Source organism: Thermomonas aquatica, assembly GCF_006337105.1.
GTDB classification, from domain to species: domain Bacteria; phylum Pseudomonadota; class Gammaproteobacteria; order Xanthomonadales; family Xanthomonadaceae; genus Thermomonas; species Thermomonas aquatica.
This window is the reverse complement of record NZ_CP040871.1, coordinates 591307-605348: the sequence shown is the minus strand read 5'-3', so window position 1 is coordinate 605348 and position 14042 is coordinate 591307. Positions and strand designations below refer to the sequence as shown.

Annotated in this window: 15 protein-coding genes; 11 read left to right on the top strand and 4 right to left on the bottom strand. The window is 69.9% G+C overall.

The window, feature by feature from the left end:
* Positions 1-7: 7 nt before the first annotated feature.
* Positions 8-1108 carry a ribonuclease D gene (gene rnd / locus FHQ07_RS02750; RefSeq protein ID WP_139715241.1) on the bottom strand — a complete coding sequence of 367 codons (1101 nt, stop codon included), beginning with the start codon at positions 1106-1108 and terminating at the stop codon, positions 8-10.
* Positions 1109-1167: 59 nt separating this feature from the next.
* Between rnd and FHQ07_RS02745 the strand changes: the two genes are divergently transcribed.
* The 11 genes from FHQ07_RS02745 (at position 1168) to hisIE (ending at position 11593) form a co-directional block, all read left to right on the top strand.
* Complete coding sequence (locus tag FHQ07_RS02745; RefSeq protein ID WP_139715240.1) at positions 1168-2997, top strand: SUMF1/EgtB/PvdO family nonheme iron enzyme; 1830 nt, start codon at positions 1168-1170, stop codon at positions 2995-2997.
* Between the two features lie 52 nt (positions 2998-3049).
* Positions 3050-3964 (top strand): M48 family metallopeptidase, encoded by a 915-nt coding sequence (locus tag FHQ07_RS02740; protein ID WP_139715239.1) that lies wholly within the window; start codon positions 3050-3052, stop codon positions 3962-3964.
* A 202-nt stretch (positions 3965-4166) separates the two neighbouring features.
* On the top strand, positions 4167-4490 hold the full coding sequence (locus FHQ07_RS02735; protein WP_139715238.1) for a YerC/YecD family TrpR-related protein: 324 nt from the start codon (positions 4167-4169) through the stop codon (positions 4488-4490).
* A gap of 13 nt (positions 4491-4503) precedes the next feature.
* Positions 4504-5418 (top strand): ATP phosphoribosyltransferase, encoded by a 915-nt coding sequence (hisG, locus tag FHQ07_RS02730; RefSeq protein ID WP_139715237.1) that lies wholly within the window; start codon positions 4504-4506, stop codon positions 5416-5418.
* Positions 5415-6713, top strand: a complete 1299-nt coding sequence (gene hisD / locus FHQ07_RS02725; RefSeq protein WP_139715236.1) for a histidinol dehydrogenase — start codon at positions 5415-5417, stop codon at positions 6711-6713. Before hisG ends, hisD begins: the two co-directional genes overlap by 4 nt.
* Positions 6710-7807 carry a histidinol-phosphate transaminase gene (gene hisC, locus FHQ07_RS02720; RefSeq protein WP_139715235.1) on the top strand — a complete coding sequence of 366 codons (1098 nt, stop codon included), beginning with the start codon at positions 6710-6712 and terminating at the stop codon, positions 7805-7807. Before hisD ends, hisC begins: the two co-directional genes overlap by 4 nt.
* A complete protein-coding gene (hisB, locus tag FHQ07_RS02715) occupies positions 7804-8886 on the top strand; it encodes a bifunctional histidinol-phosphatase/imidazoleglycerol-phosphate dehydratase HisB (protein ID WP_139715234.1) in 1083 nt (360 codons plus the stop codon). The genes hisC and hisB overlap by 4 nt, the downstream gene beginning before the upstream one ends.
* Positions 8883-9485, top strand: a complete 603-nt coding sequence (gene hisH, locus FHQ07_RS02710; RefSeq protein WP_139715233.1) for an imidazole glycerol phosphate synthase subunit HisH — start codon at positions 8883-8885, stop codon at positions 9483-9485. Before hisB ends, hisH begins: the two co-directional genes overlap by 4 nt.
* On the top strand, positions 9482-10228 hold the full coding sequence (locus FHQ07_RS02705) for a 1-(5-phosphoribosyl)-5-[(5-phosphoribosylamino)methylideneamino]imidazole-4-carboxamide isomerase (RefSeq protein ID WP_139715232.1): 747 nt from the start codon (positions 9482-9484) through the stop codon (positions 10226-10228). Before hisH ends, FHQ07_RS02705 begins: the two co-directional genes overlap by 4 nt.
* On the top strand, positions 10222-10995 hold the full coding sequence (gene hisF / locus FHQ07_RS02700; protein WP_139715231.1) for an imidazole glycerol phosphate synthase subunit HisF: 774 nt from the start codon (positions 10222-10224) through the stop codon (positions 10993-10995). The genes FHQ07_RS02705 and hisF overlap by 7 nt, the downstream gene beginning before the upstream one ends.
* Entirely contained in the window at positions 10970-11593 is a 624-nt protein-coding gene (gene hisIE, locus FHQ07_RS02695) for a bifunctional phosphoribosyl-AMP cyclohydrolase/phosphoribosyl-ATP diphosphatase HisIE (RefSeq protein WP_139715230.1), read from the top strand. Before hisF ends, hisIE begins: the two co-directional genes overlap by 26 nt.
* A 1-nt stretch (position 11594) precedes the next feature.
* Here the strand turns inward: hisIE and phaR are convergent, their stop codons facing one another.
* From phaR to gluQRS, 3 genes are all read right to left on the bottom strand, one after another.
* Positions 11595-12083, bottom strand: coding sequence for a polyhydroxyalkanoate synthesis repressor PhaR (gene phaR, locus FHQ07_RS02690; RefSeq protein WP_139715229.1), 489 nt, complete (start codon positions 12081-12083; stop codon positions 11595-11597).
* 247 nt (positions 12084-12330) lie between these two features.
* Positions 12331-13071, bottom strand: coding sequence for an acetoacetyl-CoA reductase (phbB, locus tag FHQ07_RS02685; protein ID WP_139715228.1), 741 nt, complete (start codon positions 13069-13071; stop codon positions 12331-12333).
* 45 nt (positions 13072-13116) lie between these two features.
* Positions 13117-14034 carry a tRNA glutamyl-Q(34) synthetase GluQRS gene (gene gluQRS / locus FHQ07_RS02680; protein WP_139715227.1) on the bottom strand — a complete coding sequence of 306 codons (918 nt, stop codon included), beginning with the start codon at positions 14032-14034 and terminating at the stop codon, positions 13117-13119.
* Positions 14035-14042 lie beyond the last annotated feature (8 nt).

The following is a 14042-nucleotide window of genomic DNA, read 5'->3' as shown; positions in this document are numbered from 1 at the left end:
CTTGGCCTCATGCGGCGGGTGCGGCGGCGGCCAGCAGGGGGTGCAGCCGATCCTCCAGCACGCCGCGCCGCCAACCGGCAAGCGGGCCGTTCCAGCCGCCGCCATCCTGCAGGGCTTCAAGCAGCCGGCGCGAGGCCAGCAAGCCCTCGGGCAGGCCGAGGTCAGTCGCCGCCGCCGCCACCGCATCCTGCAGCGCGCGCAACTGTTTCTTGTCGCGGTCGTCGCCGCGCGCGGGCGGGCTTTCGGCTTCGTCCGGCAACGGCGTGGTCAGGGCCTCGAACATCGCCTCGCCCAGGCTGCGCGACGCCTTCGGGGTGCTGTCGAGGATCGCCTGCACGCCGGCGCGATCGCCGGGTGCGGCGCGGGCGATGGCGAACGCCAGCTCGTTGTCGAGGATCCAGCTGCGCGGCCGGTCGCTGCGGCGCGCATGGGCGTCGCGCCAGCGCAACAGGCGCAACAGACGCACTTGCCCGGCGCGATCGAGGAACTGCGCACTGCGCAGCGACAGCTGCGGCCAGCGTTCGCCATGGTCGTCGGCGACCGTGGCGAGCAGGCGCGCGCAGTCTTCCTGCAGCCATGCGCCGCGGTCGCGGGTGGCCAGCAAGGCGTCCAGGTGGCGGTGCAGCGCATGCAGGTGGCGCACGTCGTCCGCCGCGTATTCCAGCTGCGACGCGGACAGCGGGCGGCGCAGCCAGTCGGAGCGGGTCTCGCCCTTGGCCAGCGCCACCCCGGTCACCGCCTGCACCAGCTTCTGGTAACCCATCCCGCCGCCGACGCCGGCCAGCGCCGCCGCGAGCTGGGTGTCGAACATCGGCGCCGGCAACACCCCGCAGGCATGCTTGAACGCGACCAGGTCCTCGCTGGCGCTGTGCATCACCTTCAACACCGCGGGATCGGCCAGCAGCGGCGCGAGGGCATCGCACATCCCGGGCACCAGCGGATCGACCAGCAGGATGTCCCGTTCCGCTTCCCCCAGCGCGATCTGCACCAGCGCGAGTTGCGGCCAGTAGGTGCGTTCGCGGATGAATTCGGTATCCAGGCCGATGATGGCGGGCGGGTTGGCGAGGCGCGCGCGCAGCGCGTCGGGAGTGTCGATCCAATTCGTCATGCGCGCATTATGCGGTCGGTGGCGGGGATGGCTTAACCTAGATGCGCCCGATTCGCCACATGGAGTGCGGTTTGCGCGCAGGCCGGTCCCTCATCGTCGCGCTGTCGTTCGCGCTTGCGGCCTGCAGGCCCGAAGCGCCCGCGCCGGCCGAAAAGCCCGGCGCAGCCGAACCCACGGGCAGCGTGAGCATCAGCGGCGGCGACGAGCTTGCGGGGGTGCTGAGCTGGTCGCTGCCGGCGGTCGAGCTGCAGGCGGGAACCGCCGCCGCCGCGCGCAACAAGGCGAAGCGCGCGATCGCCGCGGGCGATCTGTTCGAGACCGCGGATTCGGCGATCCCCCTGCTGCTCGCGCTGCAACGCCTGCAACCGGACGATCCCGGCATCGCCCGCTCGTTGGCCGAGGCGCGCACCGCGCTGATCGCGCAAGGCGACGCGGCGCTGGCGGCGGACGACGATGGCGACGCACTGCGCGCGGCGCAGCGCAGCGGCGCCGTGCTGCGCAAGCTGTGGCCGCAGGACGGCGAGGTCGCGGCGTATTTGCAGCGGGTGGATCGCGGCGAGCAGGCCTGGAACCGGAATGCCGGCGGCGAAGCGCTGCTGGAGAAAGGGGACTTCGACGGCGCCTTGGCGGCATTCCGCGCCGCCCTGCAATTGCGCCCGGGACAGGCGCGCGCGGCGCAGGGCATCGCGGCGGTCGAAAGCGGGCTGATCCGGCGTGCCGAAATCGCGGCGCAGGACGGCGATTTCGATGCCGCGCACGCCTGGCTGGCGCGCGCCGATGCGGTTCGCCATCATCCCGGCACGATCCCCTCGGCGCGTCACCGGATCGAGGTCATCCGCAGCGAACGCATACGCCGCCTGCGCGACGAAGGCCTGATCGCGCTGGGCGACGATGGCGGCCTGCGCATCGCCCGCGAGCGCCTGGCCGAGATGCTGCGGATCGCCGCGCCCGGCGATCCGGCCAGCGTGGAATTGCGTCAGCGCATCGACCTGGTCGGCCATTACGGGCTGTTCCGGCCGGGCCAGGTGTTCACCGACGGCCTGCAGGACGGCAGCCGCGGGCCGGTGCTGGTGGTGGTGCCGCACGGGGCATTCCGCATGGGCGCACCGGAAGGCGAGCTCGGCGCGACCCCCGCCGAACAGCCGCTGCACGCGGTGCAGCTGGAGCGCGGCTTCGCGATGTCGCGCAACGAGGTCAGCGTCGGCGAGTTCGGGCGCTTCGTGGCGGCGACGGACTACGAACCGCGCGCCACCCAGCGCGGGCATTCGATGGCCTACGACACCCGCAGCGGCAACTTCGTGCGCGGCAGCGGGATCGACTGGCGCTCCGGTTACGACGGCCGGCCGGCGCGTGCCGACATGCCGGTGGTGCACGTCACCGCCCGCGACGCCGAGGCCTATGCCGCCTGGCTGTCCGGGCAGACCGGCGCGCATTACCGCCTGCCCAGCGAAGCCGAGTTCGAATACGCGTTGCGCGCGGGCAGCGGCACCCGCTTCCCGTGGGGCGAAGGCCTGCCGCCGGCTGGCCAGGACAACCTGACCGGCGCGGGCGACCGCTCGCCGCGCGGACGTTCGTGGAGCAACGCCTTCGCCGGCTATGCCGACGGCTGGTGGGGGCCGGCCCCGGTGGGCAGTTTCGCCGCGAATGCATACGGTCTTCACGACATGGCCGGCAATGTGAGCGAATGGATCGCCGATTGCTGGCACGAAGGCTATCGGCGCGCACCGGCGAACGGATCCGCGTGGGTGAATCCGGGCTGCCGCAACCGCATCTACCGCGGCGGCTCGTGGGCCAGCGCGCCGGCGCAGGTGCGCTCGGCCTGGCGGTCGGCCGGCGGCACCGACGTGACCAATGCGCGCGTCGGTTTCCGCCTGGTCAGGCAGTTGTAGTATCCGGATGAACCTCGCGCGGCGTGCCGCGCAAGCCACACAGGAGCAGGCGATGAACCAGGATCCGTTCGGCAACCAGCAATACCAGCAGCAGCCGCGGCGTCGCGGCTTCAACCCGCGCCTGCTGATCCTGGTGCTGTTCGCGGGCTACGCGGCGTACTACTACTTCTCCAACCGCAGCACCGATCCCCTGACCGGCGAGACGGTGCTGATCGACAAGAGCATCTCGCCCGACGACGAGAAGGCGATGGGCCTGCAGGCGTTCGAGGAAATCCTGCAACAGGAGCATCCCGTCGATCCGAACTCCCAGATCGCGCAGCAGATCCGCGGCATCGCCCAGCGCCTGATCGCCAGGGTGCCGCAGGTCACCGATGCGGTCGCCGCCGAGCACGGCATGCAGGCCAACCACATCGAGAAGTCCTTCGACTGGGACGTGGCGGTGCTGAATTCCGAGCAGGCCAATGCGTTCTGCCTGCCGGGCGGCAAGATGGCGGTCTACACCGGCCTGGTGCCGGTCGCGCAGAACGCCGACGCGATGGCGGTGGTGATGGGCCACGAGATCAGCCATGCCCTGTTGCGGCATGGCGCGCAGCGCATGAGCCGCGGCAAGCTGGAGCAGCTCGGGCAGATGGCCGGCGCGGCCAGCGGCATCGATGCCGGCACCATGCAGACCGTGATGTCGGCCTACGGCTACGGCAGCGCCCTGCCGTACGCGCGCAGCCAGGAATCGCAGGCCGACGAACTGGGCCTGATGCTGGCCGCGGCCGCCTGCTTCAACCCGCAGGAAGCGATCCCGCTGTGGCAGCGCATGGACCAGATGTCGGGCGGGCAGAAGCCGCCGGAATTCGCCTCGACCCATCCCAGCGCGGGCACCCGCATGGAACACCTGCAGGCCTTGATGCCGAAGGCGATGGAATACCGGCAGAAGTTCTGCGGGCAGGGCGGGGCCAGCGCTTCGACCAACTGAAGCGCGCTGCATCTTGTTGTTGCACGAACGAACGGGCCGCAAGGCCCGTTCTGTTTTTCCAGCGTCGGGAACGGTCGTGGCAATCCGAGCGGCGGTTGGGTCTGGGCCGGCCTTCCACACGCGGCTGCAGGCAGGGCTTGACGCAACGCAGCATATTTGGTTAATGTATTAGCACATTAATACATTCATCCAGGTGGCGACGATGAAAAGCCGGCCGATCAACCCGCCCAAGCGCGAATCCGACGCGGATTTCCGCGCGTTGTCGCGTGCATTGGCCGCGCTGGACGACCCGAAGCAGGTGGCCGCCTTCCTGCGCGACCTGTGCACGCCGGCCGAGCTGGAAGCCATGTGCGACCGCTGGAAGGTGGTGCCGTTGCTGCGCGCCGGCGAGCCCTACCGCGGCATCCACGACAGGACCGGGGTCAGCGTGACCACCATCGGCCGTGTCGCCCGCACCCTGGAGCAGGGCGCCGGCGGCTACGACGCCGCCATCGAAGCCCAGAACGCCGTCGCCTTCACGAACTGAAAGAGCCCCTGCCATGAGTCCCAAACCCGCGCCGACCGGGCGCGACCGCCTCCGCATCGCCATCCAGAAGAACGGCCGCCTGAGCGAGCCGGCCCGCGCGCTGCTGGGCAGTTGCGGCCTGTCCTGGCGCGAGAGCCCGGACAAGCTGTTCTGCTACGGCGACAATGCGCCGGTGGACCTGTTGCTGGTGCGCGACGACGATATCCCCGGCCTGATCGACAGCGGCCTGTGCGACCTCGGCATCGTCGGCCGCAACGTGCTGGTCGAACAATCCAGCGAACGCGACGAATCCGGCACCCCGGCGAATTTCCGCGAACTGCGCGCGCTCGGCTTCGGCGGTTGCCGGCTGTCTCTGGCGGTGCCGAACGACTGGGACTGGCAGGGTGCCGCGCAATTGCAGGGCAAGCGCATCGCCACCTCGTATCCCGCGCTGACCCGTGCGTGGTTGCGCGAACAAGGCGTGGCTGCGGACGTGGTGGTGTTGAACGGTTCGGTCGAGATCGCGCCCCGCCTGGGCCAGGCCGACGTGGTCTGCGACCTCGTTTCCAGCGGCGCCACCCTCGTCGCCAACCAGCTCAAGCCGGTCTGCGACCTGCTGCAGAGCGAGGCGGTGCTGGCCGGCCCGGTGGCGGAGCTCGACCCGCAGCTGGCCGAGACCGCGCAAATGCTGCTGCGCCGGATCGACGGCGTGCTGCGCATCCGCGACAGCAAGCTGCTGATGTTCCAGGCGCCGCGCGACGCCGTGGCCGACGTGCTGCGCCTGTTGCCCGATGCCGAGCCGCCCACCAGCTATTCGGTCGATGGCGGCGAGCTGCTGGCGATGCAGGCGCTGTGCCACGGCGTGGTCACCTGGCAACGCCTTGAGGAATTGAAGCGCGCCGGTGCGCGCGGGTTGATGGTGCTGCCGGTCGAGAGGATGCTGGCATGAGGCGGGTCGAGTGGAATGTGCTGGACGCGACGACGCAGGCACAGTTGCTGACGCGCCCCACGCGGTCGCTGGCCGCCGGCGTGCGCGGACGCGTCGAGGAAGTGATGGCCGATGTCGCCGCGCGCGGTGATGTCGCCTTGCGCGTGCTCACCGAACACTACGATGGCGTGCGTCTCGAACAATTCGAGGTGAGTGCGGACGAACGCCGCGCCGCGTTCGACGCCGTTGGCCCCGGACTGCGCGCCGCCATCGACGAAGCCGCCTCGCGGATCGAGGCCTTCCACCGCGCCGGCATGCCGCAGGCCTACGCGCTGGACACTGCGCCCGGCGTGCGCTGCGAACGCGTGCTGCGGCCGATCAGCCCGGTTGGCCTGTACGTGCCCGCCGGCAGCGCGCCGCTGCCATCGACCGCGCTGATGCTGGCGATTCCCGCGCAATTGGCCGGCTGCGACGAGATCGTGCTGTGCACGCCGCCGCGCCGCGACGGCAGCGCCGATCCGGCGGTGCTGGTGGCCGCGCAGTACGCGCCGAATGCGCGCATCTTCAAGCTGGGCGGCGCGCAGGCGATCGCCGCGATGAGCCTCGGCACCGACAGCGTGCCGCGCTGCGAAAAACTGTTCGGCCCCGGCAATGCCTATGTCGACGAGGCCAAGCGGCAGGCCACGGAACGCCCCGACGGCCCCGCCATCGACATGCCTGCTGGCCCGTCCGAGGTGCTGGTGATCGCCGATGCCGGCGCGAACCCGGTGTTCGTCGCCGCCGACCTGTTGTCGCAGGCCGAACACGGCCCGGATTCGCAGGTGATCCTGCTCAGCGACGACGCTGCGCTGCTGGATGCGGTGGCGCTGGAAGTCGAGCGCCAGCTTGCCAGCTTGCCACGCGCCGAGATCGCCCGCCGCGCGCTGGAACACTCGCGCCTGATCCGCGTGGCCGATATCGCCGAAGCCATCGCCCTGAGCAACGACTATGCGCCGGAGCACCTGATCCTGAGCGTGCGCGAACCGCGCGCATGGCTCGCGCAGGTGTGCAACGCCGGCACCGTGTTCATGGGCGACTGGACCCCGGAATCGCTCGGCGACTACTGCTCAGGCAGCAACCACGTGCTGCCCACCGGCGGCGCGGCCCGCGCCTGGAGCGGGCTGTCGGTGTCCAGCTTCATGAAATCGCTGACCGTGCAGACCGCCAGCCGCGCGGGGATCGGCGGGATCGGCCCGTGCGCGGTCACCTTGGCCGAGGCCGAAGGCCTGCACGCGCATGCGCGCGCGGTGCAGCTGCGCTTGGCGGTGCCCGAATGAACGGCATGTCGAGTACGGCGGCGACACTGCTGCGCGAGGACCTGCGCGACTTCGCCGGCTACAAGTCCGCGCGCAGCGGCGTCGCGCTGAGTGGCGATGCCTGGTTGAACGCCAATGAATCGCCGTCGGTGTCGCCCGCCGATGCCGCAGGCGCGTTGCGGCGCTACCCCGATCCACAGCCGCAGGCACTGCGCAATGCATTGGCGTCGCTGTACGGCGTCGATGCCGCGCAGCTGTTGGCCACCCGTGGCAGCGACGAAGGTATCGACCTGCTGCTGCGCGCGTTCTGTGCGCCGGGGCAGGGCGCCATCGTCATCGCGCCGCCGGTGTTCGGCATGTACGCGGTCTGCGCCAGGCTGCACGGTGCGCGCGTGGTCGACGTGCCGGCGCAGGACGTGGACGGCAGTTGGCGCAGCGATCTCGCCGCCATGGCCGATGCGGCCCTGCGCGAGGGCGCGAACCTCGTCTTCGTCTGCAATCCGGGCAATCCCACCGGCGAAGCCGTCGCGGAGGGCGAGATCGAACGCCTCGCGCAACGCCTGCGCGGCAAGGCGCTGGTCGTGGTCGATGCCGCCTACGCCGAATTCGCCGATACCGACGCTGCCGCCGCGCTGCTGGCCGGCAACGACAACCTCGTCATCCTGCGCACGTTGTCCAAGGCACACGCGCTGGCTGGCGCGCGGATCGGCAGCGTGCTCGCGTCGCCGGAATTGATCGGCATGCTGCAGCGCTGCCAGGCGCCGTATCCCTTGGCGCAGCCGGCGGTCGCGGCGGCGCTGGCTGCGCTCGCACCGGCGGCGCTGGCGCATGCGCGTGCCGCCGCCACGCAGGCGCGTGCCGAACGCGAACGCCTACGTGCGGGCCTGCTTGGCGCGGCTGGCGTGCGCCGCGTGTATCCATCGCAGGGCAATTTCCTGCTGGCGCGCTTCATCGACGCGCAGGCGGCATTCGATGCACTGCTCGATGCCGGCGTGGTCGTGCGCGACATGCGTGCAACTGCAGGACTGGGCGATGCCCTGCGCATCAGCATCGGCACCCCGGCGCAGAACGATCGCGTGCTGGCGGTGCTGGCGGACGCGAGGCAGGCGGCATGAGCGCGCCGACGCCGATCCTGTTCGTCGACCGCGATGGCACCCTGATCGCCGAACCCGACGATTTCCAGATCGACACCTACGACAAGCTGCGCTTCGTCGAGGGCGTGATCCCGGCCCTGCTGCGCCTGCGCGATGCCGGTTGGCAGTTCGTGATGGTCACCAACCAGGACGGGCTGGGCACCGCGGCCTTCCCGCAAGCGGCATTCGACGGCCCGCACGCGCTGATGCTGCAGGTGTTCGAGAGTCAGGGGATTTGCTTCCGCGAGGTACTGATCGATACCAGTTTCCCGCAGGACAAATCGCCGACGCGCAAGCCCAACACCGGCCTGGTGACGCACCTGCTCAAGGACCGCGGCATCGACTGGACGCGCAGCGCGATGGTCGGCGATCGCGAGACCGATCTCCAGTTCGCCGACAACCTCGGCATCCGCGGCTTCAAGCTGCGCAGCCCGCAATTCGGCGATGGCGTGTCCTGGGCCGACATCGCGCATGCGCTGGTGGATGCGCCGCGCACCGCCACCGTGCGGCGCAAGACCAATGAAACCGACATCGAGGTCGAAGTGGATCTCGATGCGGCGACGAAGCCGGACATCGCCACCGGCCTGGGCTTCTTCGACCACATGCTGGAGCAGCTCGGCACCCATGGCGGTTTCGGCCTGCGCCTGCGCTGCGCCGGCGACCTGCATATCGACGAGCACCACACGGTCGAGGACTGCGCGTTGGCGCTGGGGCAGGCGCTGCGCGAGGCGCTGGGCAACAAACGCGGCATCGCCCGCTACGGCTTCGTGCTGCCGATGGACGAGGCGCAGGCGAGCGCCACGCTGGATCTGTCCGGGCGTCCGTATTTCCAGTTCGACGGCAGTTTCGCCCGCGAACAGGTCGGCGACCTGCCGACCGAGCTGGTGCCGCACTTCTTCCACTCGCTGTGCCAATCCGCCGGGATCACCCTGCATCTGGCCGTGCGCGGCGACAACGCCCACCATCAGGTCGAGGCCTGCTTCAAGGCAGTGGCGCGTGCGTTGCGGATCGCGCTGCGGCGCGAGGGCGATGCCTTGCCCAGCAGCAAGGGCGTGCTGTGAACGACGTGGTGATCATCGATGCCGGCGGCGCCAATCTCGGTTCGGTGCGCGCGGCGTTTGCGCGGCTCGGCGTCGAGCCCGAGGTCAGTCGCGATCCGGCACGCATCGCCGCCGCGCAACGCCTGGTGCTCCCCGGTGTCGGTGCGGCGGCGCCGGTGATGGCGAACCTGCGCAAGGGCGGCCTCGACCGCGCGCTGGCGGCATCGAGTGTGCCCCTGCTCGGCATCTGCATCGGCATGCAGGTGCTGTTCGAGCGCAGCGAAGAAGGTAATGTCGCCGGCCTTGGCCTGCTGCGCGGCGAGGTGCGCAGGTTGCCCGCAGCCGCGGACGTGCGCCTGCCGCACATGGGCTGGAACCGCCTGTACAAGCGCGGTGCGTCGCCGCTGCTGGACGGCATCGACGACGGCGCGCAGGCCTATTTCGTGCACAGCTACGGCGTGGCCGGTAGCGAGGACGCCATCCTCGAGACCAGCCATGGCGCGACCTTCGCCGCCGCGGTCGCGCGCGGCCGCATCGCCGGCGCGCAGTTCCATCCGGAACGTTCCGGCGCGGTCGGTGCGCGCTTCCTGCGCAATTTCCTCGACTGGACCCCGCAATGAGCTTCACCGTCTATCCCGCCATCGACGTCCGCGACGGCCGCGTGGTGCGCCTCGCGCAGGGCGATTACGCGCGCGAGACGCGCTATGCCCTTGATCCGTTCGCGCAGGCGATGGCCTATGCCGATGCCGGCGCGCGCTGGCTGCACCTGGTCGACCTCGATGCGGCGCGCGATGGCGGCTACACCTTGCTGCCGCTGCTGCGTGCGATCGCCGAAGACGGCCGCCTGCAGGTGCAGACCGGCGGCGGCGTGCGCAGTGCGGCGGATGCGCAGCGCATCCTCGAGGCCGGCGCCGCGCGGATCGTGGTCGGCTCGCTGGCGGTGAAGGAACCGCAGCAGGTCGCCGGCTGGCTGGCGCGTTTCGGCGCAGAACGCATTGCGGTCGCGCTGGACACGCGCTGCGATGCCGACGGCAGCTGGCGCTTGCCGGTGCATGGCTGGACCCAGGGCAGCGGCATCGAACTCGATCTGCTGCTGGCGCATTACGCGCGCAACGGCGCACGCCACCTGCTGTGCACCGACATCGCCCGTGACGGCATGTTGAACGGACCGAATGTCGATCTTTATCGGCGCATCACCGCCGCATGGCCGGCCTTCGCCGTGCAGGCCTCGGGCGGCGTGCATGAAGCCACCGACGTCGATGCCTCGCGCATAGCTGGTTGTGCCGGCATCGTGCTGGGCCGCGCCCTGCTGGAAGCACGCTTCGCCCTGGCCGACGTGTTGCCGCAGGCCGCGCCATGCTGAGCCGCCGCATCATTCCCTGCCTGGACGTGCGCGACGGTCGTGTGGTCAAGGGCGTGCGCTTCCGCGACCACGTCGACATGGGCGCGATCGAGGATCTCGCCTTGCGTTATCGCGACGAAGGTGCCGACGAGCTGGTGTTCTACGACATCGGCGCCAGCCCGGAAGGGCGTGGCGTGGATGTGTCGTGGGTGAAGCGCGTGTCGGACCTGCTGGACATCCCGTTCTGCGTGGCCGGCGGCATCGACAGCGTGGAACGCGCGCGCGCGGTGCTGCATGCCGGCGCGGACAAGGTCTCGGTCAATACGCCAGCCTTGCAGCGGCCGGAACTGATCGGCGAGCTGGCCGAAGCCTTCGGCACGCAATGCGTGGTGGTCGGCATCGATTCCCTGCGCGATGCCGATGGCCAATGGCGGGTGCGCAGCCACACGGGCGATCCGGACAGGATGCAGGCGCTGCCGCGACGCACGCTGGACTGGGTCGTCGAAGCACAGCGGCGCGGCGCCGGCGAGATCGTGCTCAACTGCATGGGCAGCGACGGGGTGCGCGACGGCTACGACATCGAGCAGCTGCGTGCGGTGCGCGCGGTCTGCGAGGTGCCGCTGGTGGCATCGGGCGGCGCCGGGGCGCCGCAGCATTTCGTCGACGCCTTCCGCGATGCCGACGTGGACGCCGTGCTGGCCGCCAGCGTGTTCCATTCCGGCGCGGTGGCGATCCCCGCGCTCAAATCCGTGCTCCACGACAATGGCATCGAGGTGCGCCGTGGTTGATTTCGATGGCGACGCCTTGGCCTGGGAGAAGCAGGGCGGCCTGCTGCCGGCCATCGTGCAGGACGCGGATTCGTTGCGCGTGCTGATGCTGGGCTACATGTCGCGCGAATCGCTCGCGGCCACGTTGGCGAGCGGCAAGGTCACCTTCTTCAGTCGCAGCAAGCGGCGCTTGTGGGCCAAGGGCGAAACCAGCGGCAACACTTTGCAGTTGGTTTCGCTGGAAGCCGATTGCGACCGCGACAGCCTGCTGGTGCTGGCGAAACCGCATGGGCCGACCTGCCACAACGGGACTGCGAGCTGTTTCCCGCAGGCGGTTGGCGATGTGGTCGCCGAGCTGGATGCGGTGATCGCACAACGCAAGGTCGATACATCGGAATCGAGCTATACCCGCAAACTGTTCGATGCCGGCATCGCTAGGATCGCCCAGAAAGTGGGCGAGGAGGGGGTGGAAACCGCGCTGGCGGCCGTGACCGCGGACCACGACGCGCTGCGCGGCGAAGCCGCCGACCTCACCTACCACCTGCTGGTGTTGCTGCAGGCGCGCGGGCTGGACTGGAACGCGGTGCGCGCCGAACTGGCGCGCCGCGCAGGGGGCTGACTCAGCGCTTCTGGCTGTTGCGGTCGCGCGGCGGCGGCGCGGCCGGGCTGCCCATGCCGCCGACCAGGTTCTTCTGGAAGTCCTTCCAGAGTTCCATGTTGCGCTCGGTCAGCTGGTTGAGCATGGTCCACGGGGTCTGCCCGATCAGCCCGCCCATCTGCTGGCGGAACTGCTGCTGTTGCTCCAGGAACACCTGCATCGAGCGCTCCAGGTAGTTGCCCATGAAGCCCTGCAGGGAGTCGCCGTAGAAGCGGATCAACTGGCTGAGCAACTGGGTGGACAGCATCGGCTGCCCGTCCTGTTCGTGCTCGGTGATGATCTGCAGCAGCACTTGCCGGGTGAGGTCCTCGCCGGTCTTGGCATCGCGCACCTCGAACGACTCGCCATCGACGATCAGCTGGCGCACGTCTTCGATGGTGATGTAGCTGGAGATTTCGGTGTCGTACAGGCGGCGGTTCGGGTACTTCTTGATGATGCGGATCGCGGACATTGAGCAAACACTCTAGCGGCGCTGGGCGCAGCATGGCGCAGTGCAGCACGGGTTGCAACAAGGTGCAGCAAAGCTGCAGCAAAGCTGCAGCAAAAGACGGGCCGGCAATGCCGGCCCGATGCCGGCCCCCCTGGGCCAGGAGGCGATTCGCGCCGCGGGCGCGAATGGAGGATGTGGAGCGGACGACGCGGCCGAACGCTTGCAGCGCGAAATCCTCCGGGATTCCCGGGCCAGCCCGGGAACCGCACTACCAGCCCATGTGGTGGCCGCCGTTGATGTCGAGGTTGGAGCCGGTGATCCAGCCGGCCTGCTCGTCGGCGAGGAAGCCGACGCCGTAGGCGATTTCCTCCGGCGTGCCGAGGCGCCCGGTCGGGATGTCGGCGACGATCTTGGCGCGCACTTCCTCCGGCACCGCCATCACCATGTCGGTGGCGATGTAGCCGGGCGAGATGGTGTTGACGGTCACGCCGTTGCGGGCGTTCTCGCGCGCCAGCGAAATGGTGAAGCCGTGCATGCCGGCCTTGGCCGCGGCGTAGTTGGCCTGGCCGTACTGGCCCTTCAGGCCGTTGATCGAGCTGATCTGGATGACGCGCCCCCATTTGCGGTCGCGCATGCCCTCGATCACCGGGCGGGTCACGTTGAACACCGAATTGAGGTTGGTGTTGATCACGTCGGTCCACTGCTCGGCCTTCATCCGGTGGAAGGTGCCGTCGCGGGTGATGCCGGCGTTGTTGACCAGGATCTCGATCGGGCCGAGCGTGCTTTCCACTTCGCGCACCATCGCCTCGGCCTCGCCGGGCGAGGTGACGTCGCCCTTGACGATGGCGATGTCGTAGCCGTCGGCCTTCATCTGCTCCTGCCAGCTGCGCGCCTTCTCCTCGTTGCGATAGTTGGTGGCGACCTTGTGGCCCATGTCGGCCAGGCGCTTGACGATGGCGGTGCCGATGCCGCCGGTGCCGCCGGTCACGAAGGCAACTCTGGAAGTCATGTGGATCTCCTGTGGATGTGGGGTGCGGATGCCTGGCTTTCGATTCTAGTCACGCGATGTTGCGGGACTGTTGTGCACTGCGGCGGATGGCGGCGGGACGGCTCGCGGCACCCGATCGAGCCGGAATGCGGCGATCGCGGCGTCGAGCAGGGCCGCGCTCGAGCGCATCGCGGCGGCGGGCAACGGCGCCTGTCCCAGGCAATCCCAGAGCATGCGCAGGGCCGGCAGCGGATCGTCGGCATCGACCGGCAAGGCGGCATCCGACTTGGACAGTTTCCTGCCGTCCGCGCCCGACAGCAGGGGCAGGTGCGCGTAACGCGGCGTCGCCAGGCCGAGCGCGCGTTGCAGCAGGATCTGCCGTGGCGTGGAATCCAGCAGGTCGGCGCCACGCACCACGTCGGTGATGCCCTGGTCGGCGTCGTCGACGACCACCGCCAGCTGGTAGGCCCACAGGCGGTCGGTGCGCAGCAGGACGAAGTCGCCCACGTCGCGGTCCACGCGCTGCACGACTTGGCCGTGCACCGCGTCCTCGAACGCGATCTCGCAGCCGTCGGCCACGCGCAGGCGGATCGCCGGATCCGGCCGTGGCGCATGCGCCACGCAACCGCGATGGATGCCGCCGGCGGCCGCCAGTTCGGCGCGGCTGCAATGGCATTCGAAGGCCAATCCGCGTGCAAGCAGCTGCTCCAGCGCGGCGCGATAGAGATGGCCGCGCTGGCGCTGGAACGCGATCCCGCCATCGTGGCGCAGGCCGAACGCCTGCAGGGTGCGCAGCTGGTCGAGGGCGGCCCCGGCGACTTCGCGCGGCGGGTCGATGTCCTCGATCCGCAGCAGCCATTCGCCGCCGGCCTGCCGCGCCAGCAGCCAGCTGCCCAATGCGGCCAGCATCGAGCCGGCATGCAGCGGCCCGGTCGGCGAGGGCGCGAACCTGCCCCGGTAGGCGTGGCCGCGGGACGCGCTCATGCCCGTGC